The sequence below is a fragment of the Azospirillum sp. B4 genome, from assembly GCF_000333275.1.
Lineage (GTDB): Bacteria > Pseudomonadota > Alphaproteobacteria > Azospirillales > Azospirillaceae > Nitrospirillum.
Window position 1 is genome coordinate 1 of the sequence record NZ_BACU01000081.1, and the last position, 24,254, is coordinate 24,254.

The 24,254-nt window shown below is 67.0% G+C and carries 19 protein-coding genes and 1 pseudogene; 8 read left to right on the plus strand and 12 right to left on the minus strand.

Going from position 1 to position 24,254, the window contains the following annotated elements:
• The coding region (locus I55_RS03915) for a CYTH domain-containing protein (RefSeq protein ID WP_148293558.1) at window positions 1–1,205 on the minus strand (1,205 nt) is incomplete at its 3' end.
• A 410-nt stretch (window positions 1,206–1,615) separates the two neighbouring features.
• On the opposite strand from I55_RS03915, the gene I55_RS03920 reads away from it, so the two are divergent.
• On the plus strand, window positions 1,616–4,717 hold the full coding sequence (locus tag I55_RS03920; protein ID WP_159107104.1) for a phosphoenolpyruvate carboxylase: 3,102 nt from the start codon (window positions 1,616–1,618) through the stop codon (window positions 4,715–4,717).
• A gap of 65 nt (window positions 4,718–4,782) precedes the next feature.
• On the opposite strand, the gene I55_RS03925 is transcribed toward I55_RS03920, so the two are convergent.
• The 3 genes from I55_RS03925 to I55_RS03935 all read right to left on the minus strand — a co-directional run bounded on the left by I55_RS03925 (window position 4,783) and on the right by I55_RS03935 (window position 7,932).
• The gene (locus tag I55_RS03925; protein WP_044559202.1) at window positions 4,783–5,763 is read right to left on the minus strand and encodes a malate dehydrogenase; all 981 of its coding nucleotides are present in this window, start codon (window positions 5,761–5,763) and stop codon (window positions 4,783–4,785) included.
• Window positions 5,764–5,924: 161 nt separating this feature from the next.
• On the minus strand, window positions 5,925–6,956 hold the full coding sequence (locus tag I55_RS03930) for a methyl-accepting chemotaxis protein (protein WP_044559203.1): 1,032 nt from the start codon (window positions 6,954–6,956) through the stop codon (window positions 5,925–5,927).
• Between the two features lie 445 nt (window positions 6,957–7,401).
• Entirely contained in the window at window positions 7,402–7,932 is a 531-nt protein-coding gene (locus tag I55_RS03935; RefSeq protein WP_044559204.1) for a histidine phosphatase family protein, read from the minus strand.
• Window positions 7,933–8,103: 171 nt separating this feature from the next.
• Between I55_RS03935 and I55_RS03940 the strand changes: the two genes are divergently transcribed.
• The 4 genes and pseudogenes from I55_RS03940 (at window position 8,104) to I55_RS03950 (ending at window position 12,608) form a co-directional block, all read left to right on the plus strand.
• Window positions 8,104–10,290, plus strand: coding sequence for an RNA degradosome polyphosphate kinase (locus I55_RS03940; protein WP_064742463.1), 2,187 nt, complete (start codon window positions 8,104–8,106; stop codon window positions 10,288–10,290).
• A gap of 178 nt (window positions 10,291–10,468) precedes the next feature.
• A pseudogene (locus tag I55_RS38180) lies at window positions 10,469–10,801 on the plus strand (Ppx/GppA family phosphatase); the annotation flags it as partial.
• A 190-nt stretch (window positions 10,802–10,991) separates the two neighbouring features.
• The gene (locus tag I55_RS38185; RefSeq protein WP_049973805.1) at window positions 10,992–11,855 is read left to right on the plus strand and encodes a hypothetical protein; all 864 of its coding nucleotides are present in this window, start codon (window positions 10,992–10,994) and stop codon (window positions 11,853–11,855) included.
• Between the two features lie 114 nt (window positions 11,856–11,969).
• Window positions 11,970–12,608 (plus strand): hypothetical protein, encoded by a 639-nt coding sequence (locus I55_RS03950; protein WP_044559205.1) that lies wholly within the window; start codon window positions 11,970–11,972, stop codon window positions 12,606–12,608.
• Here the strand turns inward: I55_RS03950 and I55_RS03955 are convergent.
• Entirely contained in the window at window positions 12,605–13,051 is a 447-nt protein-coding gene (locus I55_RS03955) for a helix-turn-helix domain-containing protein (RefSeq protein ID WP_044559206.1), read from the minus strand. The two genes, I55_RS03950 and I55_RS03955, sit on opposite strands and share 4 nt — an antisense overlap.
• A 562-nt stretch (window positions 13,052–13,613) precedes the next feature.
• Here I55_RS03955 and I55_RS35695 point away from each other — a divergent pair.
• Entirely contained in the window at window positions 13,614–14,090 is a 477-nt protein-coding gene (locus tag I55_RS35695; RefSeq protein ID WP_148293560.1) for a hypothetical protein, read from the plus strand.
• 121 nt (window positions 14,091–14,211) lie between these two features.
• On the opposite strand, the gene purF is transcribed toward I55_RS35695, so the two are convergent.
• The 3 genes from purF to radA form a co-directional block, all read right to left on the minus strand.
• Entirely contained in the window at window positions 14,212–15,666 is a 1,455-nt protein-coding gene (purF, locus tag I55_RS03960) for an amidophosphoribosyltransferase (RefSeq protein WP_044559207.1), read from the minus strand.
• Window positions 15,667–15,727: 61 nt separating this feature from the next.
• Window positions 15,728–16,426 carry a CvpA family protein gene (locus I55_RS03965; RefSeq protein ID WP_044559208.1) on the minus strand — a complete coding sequence of 233 codons (699 nt, stop codon included), beginning with the start codon at window positions 16,424–16,426 and terminating at the stop codon, window positions 15,728–15,730.
• 6 nt (window positions 16,427–16,432) lie between these two features.
• Window positions 16,433–17,872 (minus strand): DNA repair protein RadA, encoded by a 1,440-nt coding sequence (gene radA, locus I55_RS03970; protein ID WP_044559209.1) that lies wholly within the window; start codon window positions 17,870–17,872, stop codon window positions 16,433–16,435.
• Between the two features lie 265 nt (window positions 17,873–18,137).
• Between radA and I55_RS03975 the strand changes: the two genes are divergently transcribed.
• The gene (locus I55_RS03975; protein ID WP_199902450.1) at window positions 18,138–19,517 is read left to right on the plus strand and encodes an amidohydrolase family protein; all 1,380 of its coding nucleotides are present in this window, start codon (window positions 18,138–18,140) and stop codon (window positions 19,515–19,517) included.
• A gap of 236 nt (window positions 19,518–19,753) precedes the next feature.
• Window positions 19,754–20,143, plus strand: a complete 390-nt coding sequence (locus tag I55_RS03980) for a hypothetical protein (protein ID WP_044559210.1) — start codon at window positions 19,754–19,756, stop codon at window positions 20,141–20,143.
• A 144-nt stretch (window positions 20,144–20,287) separates the two neighbouring features.
• Here I55_RS03980 and I55_RS03985 read toward each other — a convergent pair whose 3' ends face one another.
• The 4 genes from I55_RS03985 to I55_RS04000 all read right to left on the minus strand — a co-directional run.
• Window positions 20,288–21,073: an ABC transporter ATP-binding protein gene (locus I55_RS03985; RefSeq protein WP_044559211.1), complete on the minus strand. Its 786-nt coding sequence runs from the start codon at window positions 21,071–21,073 to the stop codon at window positions 20,288–20,290.
• Window positions 21,070–21,840, minus strand: coding sequence for an ABC transporter permease (locus I55_RS03990; RefSeq protein ID WP_044559212.1), 771 nt, complete (start codon window positions 21,838–21,840; stop codon window positions 21,070–21,072). Before I55_RS03990 ends, I55_RS03985 begins: the two co-directional genes overlap by 4 nt.
• Before the next feature lie 199 nt (window positions 21,841–22,039).
• A complete protein-coding gene (locus I55_RS03995) occupies window positions 22,040–23,545 on the minus strand; it encodes a replicative DNA helicase (RefSeq protein ID WP_044559213.1) in 1,506 nt (501 codons plus the stop codon).
• 155 nt (window positions 23,546–23,700) lie between these two features.
• A partial coding sequence (locus I55_RS04000) for a class I SAM-dependent methyltransferase (RefSeq protein WP_044559214.1) occupies window positions 23,701–24,254 on the minus strand: 554 nt, incomplete at its 5' end.

Genomic DNA, 24,254 nt, shown 5'->3' on the forward strand with positions numbered 1-24,254 from the left:
ACGCCGGCGTTGGCGTTTGGCAGGCCGGGCGCTCCTTTGCGCTCCGGCAACAGCGCCGCGCGCTCGGCCAGCCGGTCCCAGCCGCGGGCGGTTTCCAGCAGGACGCGCAACGGCGCCAGGCGCCGGCGCAAGGTCTCCGCCGCCTCGCCATGGGTGTTGGCCGGTGGCGTGGCGGCGGACAGGGACATGACCAGGCGCAGTAGCCGCAGGGCCGTGTCCAGCCGCCGGCTGGCCGCCGCCATCTGGCGCACCGCCTGGGCGTCGCCGCTTTCCAGCAGGACCGTGGCGTTCTCCAGCAGATGGCCCAGCGCCTGGCGCGTGGTGTGGCGGAAGCCTTCCGCCACCGTGGTCACCGGCGTCAGCGCCGTGGGATGGGCCGGGATCGCCGCCGCCGGCCGGCCGGTCAGCAGGCGCAGGCCGGCGTCCGCCTTGCTGCCCGTGGTCAGGCGCAGGGGCACGTGGTGATGCAGCGCCGCCGCCACCTCGAACAGCGCCGCGACGCGTCCACCCTTCAGTTCCAGTTCCACCTCCGCCACTGGCCAGGTGGTTTCCTCCCCCGCGCCGGGAACCGACAGCCGCACCTGCCCCAGATCCAGCGCCAGTTCCACAGAGGTGCGGGGGTCGGGATGCAGCAGCAGGGCGGTGCGCTGGACGTCGGTGGCGAAGCGGGGCGCCACCTGGGCCCACTGCTCTTCCGTTAGCAGCCCGGCGATGGTGGCGGGCAGCAGGGCGCGGTCGGGTCCGTCCCCCTCCACCGGCAGTTGCCATTCCCATTCCCGGCGGCCGGCCGCGGCGGCCGTGCCGGCGTCCGATGCCCAGGTCTTCACCGTCTGTACCCGTCTCCCGCCCCCTTGGCCGCCCCCTTGGCCGCCCTGCCGGCGGACGCGCAGGGCCAGGCCGTGGGCGGCCAGCGCCAGGTCGGGCGTGTCGTAATAGGTCGTGACCTGGTGGCGGTGCGCGGCGGGGCCGTCGGCCATGCGCGCCAACAAGGGCAGCGCCTGCAGGCGGCCCAGGGCGGCCGGCGTGGCCGCCATCTTCACCTCCACCTCGCGCACCGCCAAGGCGCGTTTGGGCGTGGAACCGATCGCCGGTGGCGGGGTTTCGTTTCCGCCCGGCGTCGAAGGAACGGTGGCGGCGCCCGCCGCCTCGGTCGAGGCATCGGGACCGCTGGGGGTCGGTGAGGGGCGGGCGGGGCCAATGGTCATCCGGCATGGATAACCGAAGATGGAACCTACGTTAAGATCGTGTTGCGAAATTACATCGATTCCGCGCAAACGGTAAAAATCTTGCCGTCAGGTTGCATTGCAGCGCACAGTTGCGATACTCTCGACGTTCCGTTGCGTCACAATAAATCGCCACCCTGCTCCAGCCCCGACCGGTCCCCGCCTTGGCAAACCCTTTCGCCGGTGCGAGGTAGGATAATGACTCACCCGAGTCCCCGTTATCCAAGGTATCGGCCGAACGCGGCGCGGAGGGGGACAGGTGGTCCGGCGCGGCAGGGATGAGCAACCAAACTGGGCATAGAACCATCATGACGTCATCGCTGGCAGCGTCGCGGTCTGCTGAAAAGTCCGCGGAAAAGTCCACCGACTCCGGGCCGGCCCCGGAAAAGACCGTGACGCCGGCGAAGACCTCCAAAACCACGCCCACCGCGACCGCCACCCCGGGCGTGGACGTGAAAGCGGCCGACGCCGCCACGCTGGCGGGCCTGGCCAAGGCCGGCCCCCTGCTGACAGGGGCGGTGGCCAAGTTCAGCGGCACGGAAAAGGTCGACGCCGTGGGCCTGACGGCCGACCTGGTGGCGCGGCTGTCACGTTATACCGCGCTGGCCGACGCCGATCCCTTCGCTAATCCCGTTTCCCTGCTGGCGCTGGACGTCTCCCGCCGCCTGCATGATGGGGAGCTGGACCTGGCCGCCGTGGAACAGGCCATCCAGTACCTGGGGGCGGAAGGGTTCCTGGCCCGCGCCCGGCGCCTGGGCGCTTATCTGGGGGAAGCCGACCCCGCCGCCAACGCCGCCCGCGTCCACCAGTTGATCGACCGCCTGGCGGTGGATGCCGATGGCAAGGCCGTGCCGTTCGAGGCCTTCCGCGCCCAGGTGGAGAAGGAGATTTTCGGCATCGTCATCACCGCCCACCCGACGTTCAACCTGATGGGTGATCTGATGGACGCCATGGCCCAACTGGCCACCGGGCGGGACCATGACGGCGCGCCCCTGACAGCGGCCGCGCGCCAGGCGCTGATCGCCTCGGTCGCGGCGGTGGAGATGCGGCCGGGCGAGCTGTCGCTGGCCGATGAGCACCGGCTGTCGCTGGAGGCCATCACCAACATCCAGGCGGCGCTGCGCACCGTCTATGACATCGTGCTGTCGGTGGCGCAGGACCGGTATCCGGAGCAATGGTCGGAATTGACGCCCCGGCTGCTGACGGTGGCCAGCTGGGTGGGCTACGATCTGGACGGCCGGTCGGACATCCGCTGGTCCGACACCTTGCACAAGCGCCTGGTGGTGCAGGTGGGCCAATTGCGCCACTACCTGGCGGAGGTGCAGGGCATCCGCAAGGTGGCGCCGGTGCAGGAAGACCTGCGCAACACCCTGGACCTGCTGGAATCACGCCTGGCCCTGGCCATCGCCCAGGTGACGGACGAGATCGCCGCCTTCGGCAAGGAGACGGACCAGAAGGGCATCGAGGCCATCGCGCGCCGCATGCACGAAGGCCTGCCGCTGCGCCTGGTGGAGGCTGCGCACGCCATCGAGCAGGTGGACCGCGCCATCCGCCTGGCCACCGCTGCCGACAAGGGCGCCACTGGCAAAGGCGCCAATGGCAAGGGCCAGGACGTGGTGCGCCGGCTGGCCATCCTGAAGGCGGAACTGGCCAATTATGGCTTGGGCCAGGCCCATACCCATGTGCGCATCAACGCCACCCAGCTGCACAACGCCGTGCGCAAGACGGTGGGCATGGAAACGGCGCCGGACGATCCGCGCTACCGCCAGTCCTACCTGAACGCCATCACCGGCCTGCTGGATGAGGTGCGTCCGGCCCGCATCAACTTCGGCAGCATCATCGCGGAGCGCACCTCGGCCAAGCGGTTGTTCATGGTCGTGGCCCAGATGCTGAAGTACGCCGACGCCTCCGTCCCCGTCCGCTTCCTGATCGCGGAATCGGAATCGGCCTTCACGGTGCTGACGGCGCTCTATTACGCCCGCCTGTTCGGTGTCGCCGACAAGGTGGACATTAGCCCCTTGTTCGAGACGGAACGGGCGCTGGAGGTGGGTAGCCGCGTCATTGAGCAGTTGCTGGAAAATCCGCACTACCGCGATTACGTGAAGCGCCGTGGCCGCCTGTGCATCCAGACCGGCTTCTCCGACGCCGGCCGCTACCTGGGCCAGACACCGGCCTCGGCCAGTATTGAGCGTCTGCGCCTGCGCATCGCCCGCCTGTTCACTCGTCACCGGCTGGACGGCGTGCAACTGGTCATCTTCGACACCCACGGCGAATCCATCGGCCGCGGCGCGCACCCGGCGGGCTTCCCCGAACGCCTGGGTTATGTCGCGGCGCCGGCCACTCTGTCGTTCATGACCCACCACAAGATCGCCTTCAAGCAGGAGGTCAGCTTCCAGGGTGGCGACGGTTATCTGTACTTCGTGACCCGGGCGGGCGCCCTGGCGGTGGTCACCCGCATCCTGGAACACATGCTGGGCGGCAAGCACGCCACGCTGGATGACGATCCCTTTTATGGCGATGCCGACTACATCCGCGAATTCTTCACCACGGTGAAGCAGTTCCAGGTGTCGCTGGTGGAGGATCCGAACTACGGCGCGCTGCTGTCGGCCCTGGGCACCAACCTGCTCTACCCCTCGGGCAGCCGGGCCATCAAGCGCCAGCACGACGGCAACGCCGACGATATCGACCAGAGCCGGGCCTCGCAGTTCCGCGCCATCCCGCACAACGCCATCCTGCAGCAGATGGGCCTGCCGGCGAACACCGTCAGTGGCGTGGGTGAGGCCATCGACAAGGATCCGGAACACTTCGCCGAGCTGTACCGCACCTCCCCCCGCTTCCGGCAACTGCTGGGCATGGTGGAATACGGCGTGGCCATCGCCAGCCCGGACGCGCTGAAGGCCTATATCGATACCCTGGACCCCGCCTTCTGGCTGCTGCGCGCCGCCCACACCAGCGACCCCGCCCGGGTGGAGGAGATGCGGCGCCTGGCCAGCATCCTGGAGGACAACCCCCTCCACAGCCGTCTGATCCGCATCTTCCGCAAGCTCTACCGCGACTTTGATGTCCTGGAGGAGGGGCTGGCCCGGGTGGAGCACCAGCCGGTGCCCGGGCAGGTGCCGCCGCCGGACGCGGCGCTGAGCAACGGCCTGCTGGTTCTGCATGCCCTGCGCATCGCCCTGATCCAGGAGGTGTTCCTGCGGGCGACCCACATCCCGCAGTTCTCCAGCCAGCACAACATCACTCACCGCCGCCTGATGGCCCGGCTGATGCAACTGGACGTGCCCTGGGCCCTGGAGCTGCTGGCCCGCATCTTCCCCGTGACGGGGGAGGCCGCCGGTGACGGCGACTTCGGCGAGGCGGCGACCTACGTCAGCGACGACAGCCAGAACTACGGCCAGGAGAACGAGCGCATCTTCAAGCCCATCGCCAGCCTGTATGACCTGGTGCGCCGCGTCGGCAACGGCATCACCCAGCGCATCGGCTTCTTCGGCTGAGAGGTGCATGAAAAAAGGGCGCTCTTCCCGGTGCGGGAAGGGCGCCCCTTCTGTTTCATCCCAGGTCAAAGGCTGGCGACGGCCGCCCGCTCCTCCGTCAACTCCGCCACCGTCCGATCCAGCATGACACGGGCATAGGCGTCGAGGTCCAGCCCCCGGATCCGTTCAATGCGACCGTCCTGGCAACGGGCGGGAACGCCGCAGACCAGGCCCGGGGGCAGGTCGTAATCGCCTTCCGACGCCAGGCCCATGGACACCCAGCGCTCGCCGCTGCCCTGTACCCAGTCGCGCATATGGTCAATGGCGGCGTTCGCGGCGGACGCGGCGGAAGACAGGCCGCGCGCCTCAATGATCGCGGTGCCCCGCTGGGCCACGGTGGGGATCAGAGTGTCGCGATACCAGGCCGCGTCGCCGATCAGGTCGGGCAGGGGGCGGCCGTGGGCCACGGCGTGCTGCCAGTCGGCGAACATGGTGGGGGAGTGGTTGCCCCAGACGATCAGCCGCTCGATGGCGGCGACCTCCACGCCTGCTTTTGCGGCCAGCTGTGCCTGCGCCCGGTTGTGATCCAACCGGATCATGGAGGTGATGGCGTCATGCGGCAGGTCGGGGGCGTGCTGGATGGCGATCCAGGCATTGGTGTTGGCGGGATTGCCGACCACCAGCACCTTGGCCGTGCGCTTGGCCTGTTCATTCAGGGCACGGCCCTGGGCCTTGAAGATGGCGGCGTTGGCCGACAGCAAGTCGCGCCGCTCCATGCCCTTGCCACGTGGGCGGGAGCCCACCAGGAAGGCGGCGTCGATATCGCGGAAGGCAGCGGCCGGATCGTCGGTGACGCTGATGCCACGCAGCAGGGGGAAGGCGCAGTCCTCCAGCTCCATCACCACGCCGCGCAGGGCCGGCAAGGCCGGCGTAATTTCCAGCAGCGTGAGGTGCAGGGGCTGGCCGGCGCCGAACACGTCGCCCTTGGCCAGGCGGAACAGCAGGGAATACGCGATCTGCCCAGCGGCGCCGGACACGGCGACGCGAAAGGGTGCGGTGGTGGTCATTGGGACATCCTTCGGCGTTGAGTTGCGCGTGCCTGAAGGTTGTTCCCAATGTGATAATCATTCCAACAGAACGTATTGAACGAATCTATCCGATATACAGATTGATCGGGCGCCCGGCGCGGTTGGGGGAACCCGCGCCGGGCGGCATGCCCGAGGCGCGGTCAGCTTTGCCCAGGGGGGTTGTGCACCAGGACGCCGTACCAGCCCAGGCCGCGATAGGTTTCATACCCCGGCGTGCGGGCGAAGCCGATCAGGCGGCCGTGGCGGTCCATATAATGGCCCATGGGCTGGCCCTGGGTCACCAAGTGGAAGCTTTCCGTCAGTTCGCCGCGCCCGTCGCTGGCCGCGATGATGCGGCCGGCGGCGTCCAGCAACAGGCAGCGGGTGTTGGTCCGTTCCGACGTCTCCAGCCGGACACCGGTTACCACCGCGCGGGCCTGGGGTGCCCAGTCGAAGAAGATGCCCAGCGCGCCCAGCACCTCCCCATCCTGGGCGCCATCGCGGCGGACGGCGGTGGAGTATGTGGCGACGGTGCGGTTCTCCAACCCGGGATTGGGGGTGATGTCCTCCACCGCGAAGTCGCCGCCATCGCGGGTGCGCAGCGCGTCGATGAACCAGGATTCATTGGCGACATTGGTGCCGATGGCGTGGGGGAAGCGGTCGGGGCGGCCCGTGGCGATGACGCGGCCGTTGCGGTCGGCCACCCACAGGTCGAGATAGACGGTGTAGCTCTGCAGGATGACGTTCAGCCGTTCGCTGGCGTGGCGCGTGGCTTGGTGGGAAGGAGCCTGCAGGCTGGTGACCACCGCGCTGTCCGTGGCCCACCAACGAACGTCGCATGACCGCTCGTAGAGGTTGCGGTCGATGATGTCGATGCTATTCAGTGCCAGATCGGCCAGGCGCTGCCCGCGGAAGCGGGTCATCAGATCCTCGCCCACCGTGGTCATGCGGTCGACCAACTGGCCGATCTCGCTGCGCAGTTCGCCGGCGACCACGCTGACCCGTTGTGAGATGGAATTGACCTCGTTGGCCACCACCGCGAATCCCCGGCCAGCATCGCCGGCGCGGCCGGCTTCGATCAGGGCGTTGAAGGCCAGCATCTTGGTGGTCCGGTTGATATCCTCGATCACCGAAACCTTCTGGCTGGCCACATCCAGAACGTTCTTCGTCAGGTCGATCAGGCTGTTGTCCATCGGCTCCCCACTCTCTTGATTAGCTCTTGTGCGGCGCAGCAAGTCGCCACCCCGCATTGTTTCGCTAACGCAAAAGGCGTGCCGCTACCCGAAAGGTTAGGGCGGAGATTAATAAATGGTTAAAATCTAAGGGGGATTCGTTTTGAGGGGAGCATATGGGGCGATGATCATCCCTTGCCCAGCGCGCGGATCTGGCGAAATCGGAGGCAGTCAACTGCCCAGTCGATGTGCAACCATTAGGTGGTGCGCAAAGTGAAATCGGTTTCGTCTTCAGGGGGCGTCAAAGCGCCGGGGCCACTGGATTAGGCCCTTGATACAGCGCGGTGCATCTACTTTTTTGACCGATTGGCGCGTTTGCATGAAGGAGAGCTTTTAATCTTCATGGGTGCCGCTTGATTGGATGAATTATACAACCTATCCGGACAGCCCTGACCGCCCGCGGATATTAGGATGGCGACAGTTCCCGCGGGGTGACGAATTCCGCCAAGCGTCCGCCACCAGCGGCCATGTCCGCCCAATCATCGATGGCGAATTCCAGCCGGGCCAGGGCCCCGGTGGGGTATTTTTCCGTGATGCGGGTGCGAAGGCGCGCCTCCTCCCGCCCCGCCAGGGTCAGCGCCAGGTCCTCCAGCCCGGGGTTGTGGCCGATCAGCAGGACGGTTCCGGCCGTGTCGGGCAGGGCGCGCAACCGTTCGGCCAGGACGGGGGCCGACGCCATGTAGAAAGCGCGGTCCACGCTCATGGGCGGCGGGTCCCGCCACAGTGGCAGCAGGCCCGCCAGCGTGGCACGGGTACGGGCGGCGGTGGAGCAGAGGATGAGGTCGGGCCGGGGTGTTCCACCCTTGCGGCGCCTCAAATACTCCGCCATGGTCGCAAGCGCGCGCTCCCCCCGGATGGCGAGGGGGCGGTCATGGTCGGGGACGGATTCGTCGTCCCAGGAGGATTTCATATGCCGGAGCAGGAACAGGGTTCTCACGAGACATCCCCCAGGATGGACCGGGATCCCGCGCCCGCTGCCGAACCCGCGGGCCCGGAAAAGGGCCGCTCGAAAACGCAAGCGGCGGGATCAATGACACAGGGACCCGAAACGGTAACGTTGGCGGTCTATGGTGATCGACCCGATACGAATGCAGTCAGTGAGGCCAATATGTCCACGGCGATGGACGCTTCCGTCCGCGAAGTCGAATCCGCTCCCATCGATATGACCTCGGCGGATCGGTTCATCAACCGCGAACTGTCGTGGCTGGCCTTCAACCAGCGCGTCCTGGAAGAGGCGTACAACGTCCAGCATCCGCTGCTGGAACGCCTGCGTTTCCTGTCTATCTCCGCCAGCAACCTGGATGAGTTCTATACCGTCCGCGTCGCCGCCCTGAAGGCGCAGGTGTCCGCCGGCGTGGCCACGCCGTCCGATGACAACCTGACCCCGGCGCAGCAGCTGGCCGCCATCAACGCCCGCGCCGCCGACCTGATGCGCGAGCAGCAGGCCTGCTGGCTGATGATGCGCGCCGACTTGGCCAAGGCCGGCATCGCCGCCATCGACCCGGATGAGCTGACCCCGTCGGAGACCGACTGGCTGGAAGCGAAGTTCCTGGACGACATCTTCCCGGTGCTGACGCCGATCGCCGTCGACCCGGCCCACCCCTTCCCCTTCATCGCCAACTCCGGCTTCTCCCTGGCCGTCCAGCTGTACGACCCGGAACGCAACATCCACCTGGACGCGCTGGTGCTGCTGCCGTCACAGCTGGATCGTTTCGTCCGCCTGCCGGGTACCGATGTCCGCTTCATCCTGCTGGAAGAGCTGGTGCTGCTGTTCATCGACCGGCTGTTCCCACCCTTCACGCTGAAGGGCCACGGCTTCTTCCGCGTGTTGCGCGACAGCGACATCGAAATCGAGGAAGAGTCGGAGGACCTGGTCCGCACCTTCGAGACGGCGCTGAAGCGCCGCCGGCGCGGCAGCGTCATCCAGCTGTGCGTCAACGCCGGCATGTCGCGGGACCTGCGCGATTTCCTGGCGGGCCAGCTTCACGTGCCCACGGACGACGTGTTCGTCCTGGACGGCCTGATTGGCCCGGCGGAAACCAAGCAGCTCATCATCGATGAGCGTCCGGACCTGCTGTTCCAGCCCTACAACGCCCGTTTCCCGGAACGTATCCGCGACTTCGGCGGCGATTGCTTCGCCGCCATCCGGCACAAGGACATCATCGTCCATCACCCGTTCGAGAGCTTCGACGTGGTGGTGCAGTTCCTGCGCCAGGCCGCACAGGACCCGGCCGTCCTGGCGATCAAGCAGACGCTGTACCGCACCTCCAAGAACTCCCCCATCGTCGCCGCCCTGATCGAGGCGGCGGAGGCGGGCAAGAGCGTGACGGCCATGGTGGAACTGAAGGCCCGCTTCGATGAGGAGGCCAACATCCGCTGGGCCCGCGACCTGGAACGGGCGGGCGTGCAGGTGGTCTACGGCTTCGTGGATCTCAAGACCCACGCCAAGGTGTCGCTGGTGGTGCGCCGGGAACAGAAGGGCTTGCGCTCCTACGTCCATTTCGGCACGGGCAATTACCACCCCATCACCGCCAAGATTTACACCGACCTCAGCTTCTTCACCTGCGATCCGGCGCTGGTGCACGACGCCGCCCACATGTTCAACTACATGACCGGCTATGCCACGCCCAAGGCGCTGGAGAAGATCGCCATCGCCCCCGTGGGCTTGCGCGACCGCCTGGTCGGCCTGATCGACGCGGAAATCGCCCACGCCCGCGCCGGCCGCCCGGCCCAGATCTGGGTGAAGCTGAACTCCCTGGTCGATGCCCGCATCATCGACAAGCTGTATGAGGCGTCGCAGCAAGGCGTCAGCATCGACATGGTCATCCGCGGCATCTGCTGCCTGCGGCCGGGCGTGAAGGGGCTGTCGGAGAACATCCGGGTGAAGAGCATCGTCGGCCGTTTCCTGGAGCATGGCCGCGTCGTCTGCTTCGGCAACGGCGTAGGCCTGCCGCACCCGGGCGCCAAGGTCTTCATCTCCTCCGCCGACTGGATGCCCCGCAACCTGGACCGCCGTATCGAGACGCTGGTGCCGATCGAGACGCCGTCCTGTCACCGGCAGGTGATGGACCAGATCATGGTCGCCAATCTGAAGGATGAGGCGCAAAGCTGGCGGCTGGGCCCCGATGGCGAGTATCATCGCATCGAAGCTCCGCTGGGCGCCTTCAACGCCCATACGTTCTTCATGACCAACCCCAGTCTGTCGGGGCGGGGCAGCAGCGCGGTGAACGACCCCAAGGGGCCGGCCAAGCTGCTGCTGAAGCAGGCCGCGAAAGCGGCCAAACGCGCCGACTGAATCGCCTTGCCTCAGCCCGTACCGGATACCCATGCCCGTAAAGTTTGACCGACCCGCCCCAGACCGCCATGTCGGCGCCGACCGGTTGGCGGTCATCGACATCGGTTCCAACTCCATGCGGGTGGTGGTCTATGACCGCCTGGAACGCTCGCCCATCGCCATCTTCAATGAGAAGATCATGTGCGGACTGGGCCGCTCGGTGGAGAAGACCGGCAAGCTGCATCCCGATGGCGTGAAGCTGGCCTTGGCCAATCTGGCCCGCTTCCGCCGCCTGATCGAGGGCATGCAGGTGGGCCGCGTGGACATCCTGGCCACCGCCGCCGTGCGCGACGCCAAGGACGGTGCCAAGTTTGTCGCCGAGGTCGAGGCGCTGACCGGCGTCCCCGTCACCGTGCTGGCGGGGGAGGAGGAGGCGCGGCTGTCCGCCATGGGCGTGCTGTCGGGGACCCCTGGCGCCGACGGCCTGATGGGCGACCTGGGCGGCGGCAGCCTGGAATTGGTGACTCTGGACAAGGGCGTGATCGGCCGCCAGGCCACCCTGCCGCTGGGCCCCCTGCGCCTGATCGAGGCGGTGGACGGAAAGCCGGGCTCCGCCGCCAAGGTGATCGATGCCCAGTTGGCCAAGCTGCCCTGGGCCATGGACGGCCGGGGCCGTGACTTCCACCCCGTGGCGGCGGCTGGCGCGCGCTGCCAAGATGCATATGGAGCAGACGGGCCACCCGCTGCACATCATCCACCATTACGTGGTCGACGCCCGGGTGATGGCCGACTTCGCCGGCCTGGTCGGGCGGCAGAGCCGGGCGTCACTGGAAAAGATGCCGGGCGTCTCCCGCCGCCGGCTGGAGACGCTGCCCATGGCGGCTCTGGTGATGGAGCGGCTGCTGCGCACGGTGCAGCCATCCAATGTCGTCTTTTCCGCCTATGGCCTGCGCGAGGGCTTCCTGTTCGACCAGTTGTCGGCGGAGGAGCGGCGGCGCGACCCGCTGATCGACAGCTGCACCCAAGTGGCGGAACGGCTGGGCCGTTTCGGTGAGGCGGCGACCCTGACGCAATGGACGGCCCCCTTGTTCGCCGGGGAGGACGAGGCGGCGGCCCGCCTGCGCACCGCCGCCTGCCTGCTGTCCGACCTGGGGTGGTCGGAGCACCCCGATTATCGGGCGGAGCATGCCTACCTGCGGGTGCTGCGCATGCCCTTCGCCGGCGCCGATCATGCTGAGCGCGCCTTCCTGGCGCTAGCCTCCTTCGTCCGCTACGCGGGCACGGTGGAGGGGCAGCCCCTGGGATTGACCCGCACCCTGCTGTCGGAGGCGCAACTGAGCCGGGCGCTGATCGTGGGCTTGGCCTTGCGCCTGGCCCACACCTTGACCGGGGGCGCCGCCACGCTGTTGCAGCGTACGGCGCTGCGCCTGACGGCGGACACCCTGACGCTGATGCTGCCCCGGGATGCCGCCATGCTGGACGGCGACGCCGTCCAGCGCCGGCTGGACGGCCTGGCCAAGGCCCTGGGCCGTAAGGGCACGGTGGTGGTGCAGCAGGGGCCCGCCCTGGCGGAAACCGGAGCCTGAGCCGGGCTTGCCCGCACGGGCGCGACGATCGCCCCTGTGGGTGCCCGTTGGAATGCGGTGGGCTTGCCCCATATAAGGTCAACCCCGCCCTTGGACCCTGATGGACTGTACGCGATGGCTCTTTTCCCCCGAATCGCCCTTGTCCTGGGCACCCTGCTGGCGTTGACGGCCGCGGGCGCGCCGGCACGGGCGGACTTCCTGCCGCCGGGCCGGCCGGCCGACACCGATCCGCTCATCCAGCAGGTGCTGAATTGCTGGAGCTATGGCCATAGGCCCAACGCGAAAGGGGCCGTCGCCGGGGTGGGCGGGGAGAAGCTTGTCTGCGCCCATGGCGAGGCCAAGCCCGCCATGGTCCAGGACGCGCTGGCCCGAATCAGCGCGGTGGACGCCCAGACCCTGGTGGTATGGTCGCGGGGCGGGGATGCGCAGGCCGCGGCGGATCTGGTCCAGACCATCGTCGACCGGGGCATTACCGTCATCGTCGATGGCCCGTGCGCCGGGCCTTGTGTCTGGTGGATGGCGGCAGCGCGCAAGCGCCTGGTGACGCCGGAGGCCGTGTTCGACTTCGCGGCCGGTCCCGATGCGCCGGCGGCCGTGGTCGACCGGGTGCGTCAGGTCACCGGCCTGGACTTGACCGTCCTGCGCCGGACCGGCGGACCGGCCATGCCCCGGGATGAGGCCGCGCTGCGGGCATTGGGCCTGGATGTGACCGCCCTGCCGCCCATCGTCGCCGTCAAGCCGGCTCCGACCTAAGGCTCCTCCGCCACGAGGCCGAACAGGTCTTCCCGCGTCTGCTCCAGCGCGTAGCGCAGAGCGCCGCGCCGCTCCCGCTCATCCGGGATGGCGATCAGGCGGTCATAGATGCGGCTGATCAGTTGGCCCTGTTCCGCTGGCGCGGGGCGTGAGCCATCCTGGGTGCGCAGCGCCAGCACGCCGTCGATGATGTGGCCCAGCAGCAGGGCATCCAAGCCCGGCCGGTTGCCGGTCAGATGCATGTTGCCATGGCCGGTCAGCAACCAGTCCACGGAGATGTCCAGTTCCAGCAGTTGGGCCAGCGTTTCCCCCTTGGGCAGCTTGCCCAGGCGTTCATAGCCCTGCCATGTGTTCACCCCCAGGGCGAAACGGGCCGACATGCTCTTCTGCGTTTCCCCGAAGTGTTCGCGGACCTGGCGCAGCCTATCCTTCAGTCTGGTCATGATGCCGCACGCATGCCTTCCAGGGAGTGGCCGGCACCGCCGCCGTTGACGCGGCGTGCCCGGGGACAAGGCGGCTGAGTGGGCGCGAGGGAAAGCGGGCCGCACGGTATTTTGTGCTTCATCGGCACGAAAAAACGTGCCATGTTCAATCTCGCGTTCAGTCGAAACACTCCTTGACCACTCCTGATGTCATGGGGCCGCGCGGGGACGTGGGTGTCCGGGACGACATGGGGATGACGTCCCAAGGCACCGCTGCGATTGGGGATGAATACGGTCGACGGGACGGGATAAGTGCTGGGCAGGCAGATTGATGCCCCCTGGGATCGGCCCCAGGCGGACACGACGTGCACGTGCCGGTGCCCTTGTCCCGTATCGGATGAAACAGGCCGGTAGTCCCCCAAAAATCCAGATACGCACGAACATTGCCCCTGAGCGGTACATCCGTTCAGGTAAAAGTTTGATTAAGACTAGGTAGAATAAGGCTCCCGGACCTGATCGCAACGTCCAATCTGCTTTAAGACAGTGGGCCGGAGCCCATGCCTATCGTGGCAGGATGGCGTCTATGCACAGGTCTGATTACCGCCTTTTTCCTGAATTGCGCCTGATTTGTATCATCTATAGTGGGGATATAGACGGCGCTGAAATAGCGGAGCATGTCGGAAAGATCATCCATAGTGGCAAGGTTGATCATTCATGGAATTGCCTGGTCGATCTCCGGTCATTCGTTGGGGATATACATCATTCGTCGCTCGAGCTAATGGCAAGGCTGCTGAATAAAAAGCAAGATTCTGGGTCCATTATACAGGGATCTGATAAAATAGGCAGTCGAGTTGCTATTGTCAGTTATAACGCTGGTTTGAAGTTCATGATCAATCTGGCCCGTGTTTACATGCGCGGGTATGATCTTCGGTATTTCGCCGATATGCGGCAGGGGTTTTCTTGGGCATCCGGGCGGGATTTTTTGCCACCGGAGATGAGATCTCTTGATTGGCATTTAGTCGGCACCCAGGCTGACGCCGGGGACGGGCCCGGCGATTAAGCCGGGGACGTGCAGCGGCGGGGGGCCGAGATGATGGGAGATGGGGGAATCGAAACGCCCCCGGAAGGGGCGCTTCCGGGGGCGTTCGTTTGTCTGATCCGTAGTCAGACCACGGTCGTGATTACGCCCGGCGCTCCGCCAGGAAGGCGACCTCACCGCCGGGCGCGCCTTCATAATCGGTCAACGGGATGGGGTAGTCGCCGGTGAAGCAGGCGTCGCAGTATTGCGGGTTGCCCGTCTCACGTCCGGCATGGCCCAGGGCCTTGTACAGGCCGTCGTTGGAGATGAAAGCCAGGCTGTCGGAGCCGATGTACTTGTTCATCTCTTCCACCGACAGCTTGTGGGCCAGCAGCTTCTCCTTCTCCGGCGTATCAATGCCGTAGAAGCACGAGTGGCGGGTCGGCGGGCTGGAGATGCGCATGTGCACCTCCTTGGCGCCGGCGGCGCGCATCATTTCCACGATTTTCACCGAGGTGGTGCCGCGCACGATGCTGTCGTCAACCAGGATGACCCGCTTGCCCTGGATGTAGTGCCGGTTGGCGTTGTGCTTCAGCTTCACGCCCAGATGGCGGATCTTGTCTGTCGGCTGGATGAAGGTGCGGCCGACATAGTGGTTGCGGATGATGCCCAGCTCGAACGGGATGCCGCTTTCCTCGGCATAGCCGATGGCCGCCGGCACGCCGCTGTCCGGCACCGGGATGATGACGTCGGCGTCGACATGGCTTTCCTGGGCCAGGTGCGCACCGATGGCCTTGCGCACTTTGTAGACGCTGGAGCCCTCGACCAGGCTGTCGGGACGGGCGAAGTAGATGTACTCGAAGATACAGAAGCGGCTCTTTTCCGGCTGGAAGGGCCGCAGGCTCTGCACCCCGCTGGCGGTCAGAACGACCATCTCGCCCGGCTCGATATCGCGCACGAACTCGGCGCCGATGATGTCCAGGGCGCAGGTTTCCGACGCCAGCACCGGCGCGTCGCCCAGCATGCCCAGCACCAGGGGGCGCACGCCGCGCGGGTCGCGCACGCCGATGATCTGGTCCTTGGCCATGGCGACCAGGGAATAGGCGCCTTCGACTTGGCGCAGGGCCTCGACCATACGGTCGATGACGCTGCCGCCCCGGGCGGTCGCCATCAGGTGGACGATGACTTCGGTGTCGGTGGTGGACTGGAACAGGCAGCCACGGCGCACCAGCTGGCGGCGCAGCGTCATGGCGTTGGTCAGGTTGCCGTTGTGCGCCAGACCAAAACCGCCGAACTCGAAATCGGCGAATAGCGGCTGCACGTTGCGCAGCGCGGTGTCACCGGTGGTGGCGTAGCGCACGTGGCCGATGGCGGCGTTGCCCTTCAGCGGCCGCATGACCGCCTCGGAGCTGAAGTTGTCGCCCACTTGGCCCAAGGCGCGGTGAACACCAAAATGCTCCCCATCGAAGGCGACGATGCCGGCCGATTCCTGGCCGCGGTGCTGCAGGGCGTGCAGCCCCAGCGCGACCAGGGCGGCCGCGTCAGTGGCGCCCAGAATGCCAAAGACGCCGCATTCCTCGCGCAACTTGTCGTCGTCGAAGGGGTTCGTGGTCAGCATGTGTGGTCACCAGCGCCTTTCGCGCGAGCTTGATACGTTGCGGTCCGTGCGAGGTGCCCGGCTACTCCGGCTTCCTCTTGTCGACGGAATTCTCGATCAACTGATCGAGCCCCGTGCGTTCGCGGTCGTTATAGCCCTGTTCACCCGCCTTCGCACCCGCGTTCACCGCAGGGGTGATCGCCGGGGTTTGAAGCCGCTCCAAGTCCTGTTTGGCGGCCAGGGCCCGCTCGGCTTCCATCCGGGCGGCATCGATTCGTCCTTCACCTTCATGGCGCAGGTCGGACGGCGCCAGCGTGCGCAGCATGTCCGCCCCGGCCTCCAGCGCCGGCCGGGTGCGCGCGTCGCGCAACCAGTCCGGCTTGTTGTCCGGCCAAATGTAGCCCATCAGCATATAGCCCAGGCTGACCAGCACAGCGCCGCGCACCACCCCGAACCCGAAGCCCAGCGACCGGTCGATGGCCGACAGGGCGCTGTCGCTGACCCGGCCCGCCAGGGTATGGCAGACCATCTGGAACACCAGCAGCGACGCCACGAACAGGGCGATGATGGCGACGCCGTCGGCAATCATCTGCCGTTCGATATGGGCGCGCACGAAGGGCTTGACCAGGGGGAAGGCATACAGCGTGACCAGGGCAGCCCCGACCCAGGCGCCGATCGACAGCACCTCGCGCACGAAGCCCCGGGCGAAAGCCAGCAACGCCGAAAGCACGACGATGACGACGACGGCGATGTCCAGCGGGTTCAGACCGTTGATATCCATGATGTCTCAGCCCCGTCCGCCGGAAACGGCCCTGGGGGTGTCCTTGGGGGATGCGCTTTTTGATTGCCCGCTTTTCTGGGAAGGGGCCGCCTGGAACAGGGGCAACAGATCCGACAGGTGCTGGAGTTCGATACGGCGCAGCCCCGCGTCGCCGCCGGTGTTCTTGCGCCGGGTGGGCAGGAGTGCCGTGCCGAAGCCCAGCTTCGCCGCCTCCTTCAGGCGCGTCTCGCTCTGGCTGACCGCACGGATCTCCCCCGACAAACCGATCTCTCCATACACCACCGCATCGGCCGGCACCGGCTCCCCCGTCAGGGAGGAGACCAGGGCGGCGGCCACCGCCAAATCCGCAGCCGGTTCCGTTACCTTCAGGCCGCCGGCGACGTTCAGATACACGTCATTGGCGCCGATGGCGAGACCGCAGCGCGCCTCCAGCACCGCCATCACCATGGCCAGGCGCGCCGTGTCCCAGCCCACCACCGCGCGGCGCGGCGTGCCCAGCGGGGAGGGGGCGACCAGGGCCTGCACCTCCATCAGCACCGGGCGCGTGCCTTCCATGCCGGCGAAGACGGCGGTGCCGGTGACGTCGCCCCGGCGCTCCGCCAGGAAAATCTCCGACGGGTTGGCGACTTCGCGCAGGCCGTCCTCCGCCATCTCGAACACGCCGATCTCATCGGTGGCGCCGAAGCGGTTCTTCACCGCGCGCAGGATGCGGAACTGGTGCCCGCGCTCCCCCTCGAAATACAGCACCGTGTCCACCATGTGCTCCAGCACGCGGGGGCCTGCGATCTGGCCATCCTTGGTGACGTGGCCCACGATCAGCAAGGTGATGCCCCGTCGCTTGGCCACGCGGATCAGTTCGGACGCCGAGGCCCGCACCTGGGCCACCGTTCCCGGCGCGCTGTCCAGCGTGTCCACGTACATGGTCTGGATACTGTCGATCACCGCCACGCGCGGGCCGTCGGCCGCGTCCAACGACGCCACGATGTCGCGCACGTTGGTGGCGGCCGCCAGGTTCACGGGGGCCGTCGCCAAGCCCAGGCGCAGGGCGCGCATGCGCACCTGGTCCACCGCCTCCTCGCCCGAGATGTAGGCGCAGGAGGTTCCCTGGGCCAGGCGGCAGATGACCTGCAGCAGCAGGGTGGACTTGCCGATGCCGGGGTCGCCGCCCACCAGCAGCGCGGAGCCGTGCACCAGGCCGCCGCCGCACACCCGGTCGAATTCCTGGATGTGGGTCAGGCGGCGGGGCGCCTGTTCCGACACGCCCGACAGTTCCACGAATTCCAGCTTGCGGCCCTGGACCTTGGCGCCCAGGCCCTTGGGTGCCGCTTCCGGTACCGCCTCTTCCACCAGGGTGTTCCACGCGCCGCACCCCTCGCACCGGCCACTCCACTTGGGGTGGGAGGTGCCGCAGCTCTGGCAGACGTAACGGTTGGTGTTTCGGGCCACGGGGACAGGTTCCTGGGGGAAAGGTGAATAGGCGCATCATAACAGTTCGGATGACCGAACCGCCACCCCGGCGCCGGTTATACAGCCCCTAGATTTAGGGGGTAGGGCCCCGCCCGACGCACGACACAGTGGTTTGGGACCAGGTGTCGCGGCTGGGGCGCCGGACCTGGGGCGTGGACCTGGGGCGCCGGGCCGGGCGCGAATTGACAGGGGGGCGGGGCGCCCCCACAGTTGGCACCAGCCTTTCCTGCCTGGATGTACCGCCTTGAAGCCTGTCGCCGCCTTGGCCCTCCCCGCCCTGCTGGCCTCATCCGTGCTGGCCATGGCTGTGTGTGCCGCGGCGCAGGAGAAGGGGGCGGCGCCGGAACCGGTGGTCATCTACCGCGGCGCCACCCTGATCGATGGCACAGGGGCGGCGCCCAAGCCCGGCATGGCGGTGGTGACCAAGGGACAGGTCATCGCCCTGGTGGCGCCGGTGGCCCAGGTGCCGGCGGATCTGGCCCGGGGCGCCACGGTGGTGGATGCCGCCGGCCTTTACGTCCTGCCCGGCCTGATCGACACCCACGTCCATCTCGCCACCGTGCCCAACCGCAAGGCGGAGGAGGCGCTGCTGCGCCGCGCCGTCTACAGTGGCGTGACGGCGGAACGGGACATGGCGGGGGACACCCGGGCCCTGGCCGACCTGTCGCGCTCGGCCCTGCTGGGCGAAATCCCGGCGCCGGACGTCTATTACGTCGCGCTGATGGCGGGGCCCAGCTTCTTCAAGGATCCGCGCACGGCCGCTTCCGCCAAGGGCGAGATTCCAGGGGAGGTGCCCTGGATGCAGGCCATCACCCCCGCCACCGACCTGAAGGTGGCGGTGGCCCTGTCGCGCGGCACCGGCGCCAGCGCCATCAAGATCTATGCAAACCTGCCGGCCGACCTGGTGGCCGGCATCACGCGAGAGGCGCACGCCCAGGGCTTTCGCGTCTGGGCCCATGCCATGGTCTTCCCCGCCACCCCGGCGGAGGAGATCGAAGCGGGCGTGGACGTGCTGTCCCACGCCTGCATGCTGGCCTACCAGGCGTTGCCGGTGAAGCCGGCGCGGTACCATGACCGCGCCCCGGTGGAATCGGCCCGCATCGCCAATCCCGACCCCATGCTGGCGGGCCTTTTCGAGGCCATGAAGCGCCACGGCACGGTGTTGGACGCCACGGTCCGTGTTTATGCGGAGGGGGACAAGCGCTGGGCCGGCAAGCCCAACCCGCCCGGTTCCTATTGCCCCGCGGAATTGGCGGCCCGCATCACTCGGCAGGCCCATGCCGCGGGCGTCCCCGTCTCCGCCGGCACGGATGGGGAGACGCCGGCCGCCGATGGTTATCCCGCCTTGCATGAGGAACTGGAGCTTCTGGTGCGCCAGGCGGGCTTCACACCCCTGGCCGCCATCCAGGCCGGCACCCAAATGGGAGCCCGCGCCCTGAACCTGGAAGCGCGCATGGGCACGGTGGCGGCGGGCAGGCTGGCCAACCTGGTTTTCGTGGCCAGGGATCCCAGCCAGGATATCGAAAACCTGCGCAGCGTCGTCTACACGGTGAAGCGCGGCCAGCGGTACAATCGTGTTGATTTCAAGCCAATCGGCCCGGATGAGGCTGTCGACGTCGACTGAACAAGCGAATGGGGAAGGGAGGATGGTAACGCGCGCTAGAGTGCCGCAGTGCCCCCGCTGAATACTTGTGTAGTTGAAACGATCCTGTTTTTGAAATTGTGACCAGTAAAATGATCATGGCAGCAAAGTTTTAGGCGTGTTACCCCTGCCGCCTCGTCGTTTCCGGTGGCAGTGCGGAAATGCCTAAAATACAGCATAAATTGATTCATTCATCCAGGACTATCTGTGTTCTGATCATGGGCGATGTGGGCGGCGAAACCATCGCCGATTACATTGAGGAAGTCTTGGCCTGGAACTTGGATGTCGCGACCTGGAACAGCGTGACGGACTTGCGCCTGCATGTCGGCAACGTGACGCCGGACGCCATCCGCCGCATGGGCGCCACCTTGGCAGCGGCGATGCGCGGCCGCGCCGGTGGCCGGGCGGCGGTGGTCAGCCATAACGCCGGCCTGCGCTTCCTGGTCAACTTGGCGCGCCTGTTCATCACGGGGCGCGAGTTGCGGGTGTTCAGCGATATGGCGGCCGCCTACGCCTGGGCGTCAGGCCTGGAAGCCGGCGCCATCGTGGCCGAAGGCGGGCTGCCGGCTGAAATGGCCACGGCTGGATGGGGGCGCCTCGCTGCGTGACACGGGGGGGGGGGCGCCCGCTCTAAATGATCCCCAGGCCGTGCGGCCAGACGGACGCCCGCGCGTGGGGGGGCACGCGGCCAGGAACACCAGGCCAGGGACCAGGCGCGACGGCTCATACGCGACCGCTTTTGGGATGTCGGATTAGCCCAGCTTCACCTGCATTTGGATCGGACCTTCGGCCCGGCCGTGGATGAACTGGTCGACGTAGGGATTGCCGCTGTCGTCGATGCTGTCGGTGGGGCCCTGCCAGATCAGCTTACCCTGGTACAGCATGCCGATGCGGTCGGAGATCTTGCGGGCGCTGGCCATGTCTTGGGTGATGGTCAGCGCGGTGGCGCCCAGGTCGCGCACGCACTTCACGATCAGGTCGTTGATGACGTCGGCCATGATGGGATCCAGGCCGGTGGTCGGTTCGTCGAAGAAGATGATCTCCGGTGTGGTGGCGATGGCGCGGGCCAGGCCCACGCGCTTCTGCATGCCGCCCGACAGCTCCGCCGGCGACAGGTTGGCGACGTCGGATCCTAAGCCCACCGCGGCCAGCTTCTCGATGGCGATGTCGCGCGCCTGGGCGCGCCTCATGCCCCGGCCCTGGATCAGGCCGAAGGCCACGTTCTGCCAGACGGGCAGGCTGTCGAACAGGGCGCCGCCCTGGAACAGCATGCCGAACTTGGTCATCACCCGGTCGCGGGCGCGGCCGGTGATGTGGGTCGTATCCTCCCCATCCACCTTGATGGTTCCGGCGTCGGGGTTCAGCAGGCCCAGGATGGACTTCAGCATCACCGACTTGCCGGTGCCGGAGCCGCCGATGATGACGAAGGATTCGCCCTTGGCGACGCTGAGGTCCACGCCGTCCAGCACCTTCTTGGGCCCGAAGGCCTTCTTGACGCCGGTCAGCTCGATCTTCGGGGTCTCGGTCGCAGCGCTCATGAGAAGAACAACCCCGTCAGCAGATAGTTGATCATCAGGATCATGATGGAGGCGGAGACGACGGCATGCGTCGTGGCGGCACCCACGCCCTGGGCTCCGCCCTTGGAGTGGTAGCCGTTGTAGCAGCCCATCAGCGCGATGATGAAACCGAAGGCCGCCGCCTTCACCAGGCCGGAGACGACGTCGTTGGTTTCCAGGTATTGCGCCGTGCTGGTGAGGTAGGCGGCCGGGTTGAACCCCAGGCGGTAGATGCTGACGACATAGCCGCCGAAGACGCCGATGATGTCGGCCACCAGCACCAGGCAGGGCAGCATCAGCGTGCCGGCCAGGATGCGCGGCGCCACCAGGTACTTATAGGGATTGGTGGACAGGGTGCTGAGCGCGTCCACCTGTTCCGTCACCCGCATGGTGCCGATCTCGGCCGCCATGGCGGCGCCGACGCGGCCCGCTACCATCAGCCCGGCCATGACCGGCCCCAGTTCACGGGTGATGGACAGCACCACCACGGTGGCGATGGCGCTGGACGCGTTGAAGCGGGCGAAGCCGGTATAGCTCTGCAGCGCCAGCACCATGCCAGTGAACAGGGCCGTCAGGCCCACCACCGGCAGGGAGTTGTAGCCGATCTCCCGCATCTGCTGGACCAGCAGGCGGGGGTAGTAGGGGGGACGGACGCAATGCGACAGGCTGCGCGCCGTGAACAGGGCCAGCCGCCCGGTGGCGGCCAGGAACACCAGGGTGGCCCGGCCGATCCCGCTCAAGAACCCCATCCGCTCCGCTCCTCAATCATTCAAAGGGACCGCATAACGGCCAACGCTCCGTGTCGGGTGCGCCGCACCCGCACGAAGCCATGCCCCTGATACACGTGGCAAAACCTCCGGCCAAGCCCCGTTAAGTTTTCAGGGCGGATCGGTCGTGCATCCAATGCCTGGATTCAGGCGACCGTTTTGGCCTGTGGCGGCCCAGGCCTCAATAATCGTCGCCGCCGCTGCCCGCCAGGGCGTGATGGGTGTCGAGGTCCGAGAAGCGGGTGAATTCGCCATGGAAATGCAGGCGCACGGTGCCCACGGGGCCGTGACGCTGCTTGGCGATGATGGCCTCGGCGGTGTCGTGCACCTCTTCCAGCCGCTGCTGCCAGCGCTGATAGCGGTCGTTGAACTTGTCCTCCGCCTCTTCCGGCCGGCGTGAGGGTTCCGCGCGTTCCAGGTAGTACTGCTCACGGTAGACGAACATGACGACGTCGGCGTCCTGCTCGATGGAGCCCGACTCACGCAGGTCCGACAGCTGGGGGCGCTTGTCTTCGCGGTTTTCCACCTGGCGCGACAGCTGCGACAGGGCGATCACCGGCACATCCAGTTCCTTGGCGATGGCCTTCAGGCCGCGCGTGATCTCCGAAATTTCCTGCACGCGGTTGTCGGCCTTGTTGATCCCGCCGCCACGCAGCAGCTGCAGATAGTCGACCACGATCATGCCCAGGCCATGGGTGCGCTTCAGCCGGCGGGCGCGGGTGCGCACCGCGGTGATGGACAGCGCCGGGGTGTCGTCCACGAAGAACGGCACCTTGGAGATGTAGTTGCTGGCCTCGATGAAGCGGGGGAAGTCGCTGCCATGGATTTCACCGCGTCGGATCTTGTCGCCGCTGACCTCGGCCTCGTCGGCCAGGATACGGGTGGCCAGCTGTTCCGCCGACATTTCCAGCGAGAAGAAGCCGACGGGGGCGCCTTCCTTGCCGCTGCTTTTCAGGTGGGCGCGGGCTGCGTTGAAGGCGATGTTGGTGGCCAGCGCCGTCTTACCCATGGAAGGGCGGCCGGCCAGGATGACGAGGTCTGAGGGGTGCAGGCCACCCAGCTTGCCGTCCAGGTCGCGCAGGCCGGTGGTGACGCCGGTGACGTGGCTGGAACGCTTGTACGCCGCCTCCGCCATCTCGATGGCCGCCTTCAGCGAGCGTTCGAACGGCACGAAGCCGCCTTGCGCGTCGCCGGTGGAGGCCAGATCGAACAGCTTCTTCTCCGCCTCTTCGATCTGGTCGTTGGCGCCCACGTCCAGGTCGTGCTTGTAGGCGGTGTTGACCATGTCCTCGCCCACGTCGATCAGCTGTCGGCGCAGATAGGCTTCATGGATGATGCGGCCGTAGTCCTCGGCATTGCTGACGGTGACGACACCGGCGGCCAGGCGGGCCAGGTATTCCGTGCCGCCAATCTCCTTAAGATCGGCGTCCTGTTCGAAATAGGCCTTCAGGGTCAGCGGGTTGGCGATCTGCCCGCGTTCCACCAGCTTGGCGATGGCGGCGTAGACGCGGCCGTTCGCGGGGTCGAAGAAATGCTCCGGCCGCAGGAACTCGGCCACCTTTTCCACGGCCTTGTTGTTGACCAGGGCGGCGCCCAACAGGGCCTGTTCCGCCTCCATGTTATGGGGCGGCGTGCGATAGGCCAGTCCGCCAGGAGGGGCGGCCGGATCGGTCAACTTGGTGTCCATGGGCATCAATGTAGCAGCGGGGAGGGGATGGCATAGCCGGCCGGCGCGGCGCCCGCAAGTGCAACATGCGGATGGATTTTATCCACAGGGGGATAATCCCGGGGAAAAGGGCGGAACGCAAGGGGAGCAGTGCGTCCTTAAGCCCTGTTTCCCCACTATTCCGCCACCATTGCCGGCGCGTGCGCGCGGGGGGCCATGTCCTCTTCCGCCCTGTGGATATAATCCCGGGTGAGGGGGACGGCGGTCAGGGAGTTCGACAGCTGGATCTGGAAGACCATGTGGCCCTGGTAGCGGAAGGCGCATTCCGATCCCGCCAGATAGAATTCCCACATGCGCACGAAGCGCTCGTCATATAGGGCGGCCGCCTCGTCGGCCCTGGCCAGGAAGCGGTGGCGCCAGGCGCGCAGGGTTTCGGCGTAATGCAGGCGCAGGATCTCGATGTCGGTGGTGACCAGGCGCGCCTTTTCCACCGACGGCAGGACCTCCGACAGGGCGGGGACGTAGCCGCCGGGGAAGATGTACTTGCGGATCCAGGGGTTGGTGGAGCCAGGGCCATCCAGCCGTCCGATGGAGTGAAGCAGCGCCACCCCCTCCGGCGTCATCAGGTCGCGCACGGCCGCGAAATATTCCGGATAATGGGGCAGGCCGACATGCTCGAACATGCCGACCGACACGATGCGGTCGAAATGCCCAGCGTAGCCCTGCTCCT

Excerpts from the sequence above, each read along its gene's own strand:
- I55_RS03925 (WP_044559202.1), bottom strand. The coding sequence starts at position 5,763 with ATGACCACCACCGCACCCTTTCGCGTCGCCGTGTCCGGCGCCGCTGGG.
- I55_RS03930 (WP_044559203.1), bottom strand. The coding sequence starts at position 6,956 with ATGGACAACAGCCTGATCGACCTGACGAAGAACGTTCTGGATGTGGCC.
- I55_RS03940 (WP_064742463.1), top strand. The coding sequence starts at position 8,104 with ATGTCCACGGCGATGGACGCTTCCGTCCGCGAAGTCGAATCCGCTCCC.
- I55_RS38185 (WP_049973805.1), top strand. The coding sequence starts at position 10,992 with ATGGAGCAGACGGGCCACCCGCTGCACATCATCCACCATTACGTGGTC.
- I55_RS03950 (WP_044559205.1), top strand. The coding sequence starts at position 11,970 with ATGGCTCTTTTCCCCCGAATCGCCCTTGTCCTGGGCACCCTGCTGGCG.
- I55_RS03955 (WP_044559206.1), bottom strand. The coding sequence starts at position 13,051 with ATGACCAGACTGAAGGATAGGCTGCGCCAGGTCCGCGAACACTTCGGG.
- I55_RS35695 (WP_148293560.1), top strand. The coding sequence starts at position 13,614 with ATGCACAGGTCTGATTACCGCCTTTTTCCTGAATTGCGCCTGATTTGT.
- purF (WP_044559207.1), bottom strand. The coding sequence starts at position 15,666 with ATGCTGACCACGAACCCCTTCGACGACGACAAGTTGCGCGAGGAATGC.
- I55_RS03965 (WP_044559208.1), bottom strand. The coding sequence starts at position 16,426 with ATGGATATCAACGGTCTGAACCCGCTGGACATCGCCGTCGTCGTCATC.
- I55_RS03980 (WP_044559210.1), top strand. The coding sequence starts at position 19,754 with ATGGGCGATGTGGGCGGCGAAACCATCGCCGATTACATTGAGGAAGTC.
- I55_RS03985 (WP_044559211.1), bottom strand. The coding sequence starts at position 21,073 with ATGAGCGCTGCGACCGAGACCCCGAAGATCGAGCTGACCGGCGTCAAG.
- I55_RS03990 (WP_044559212.1), bottom strand. The coding sequence starts at position 21,840 with ATGGGGTTCTTGAGCGGGATCGGCCGGGCCACCCTGGTGTTCCTGGCC.
- I55_RS03995 (WP_044559213.1), bottom strand. The coding sequence starts at position 23,545 with ATGGACACCAAGTTGACCGATCCGGCCGCCCCTCCTGGCGGACTGGCC.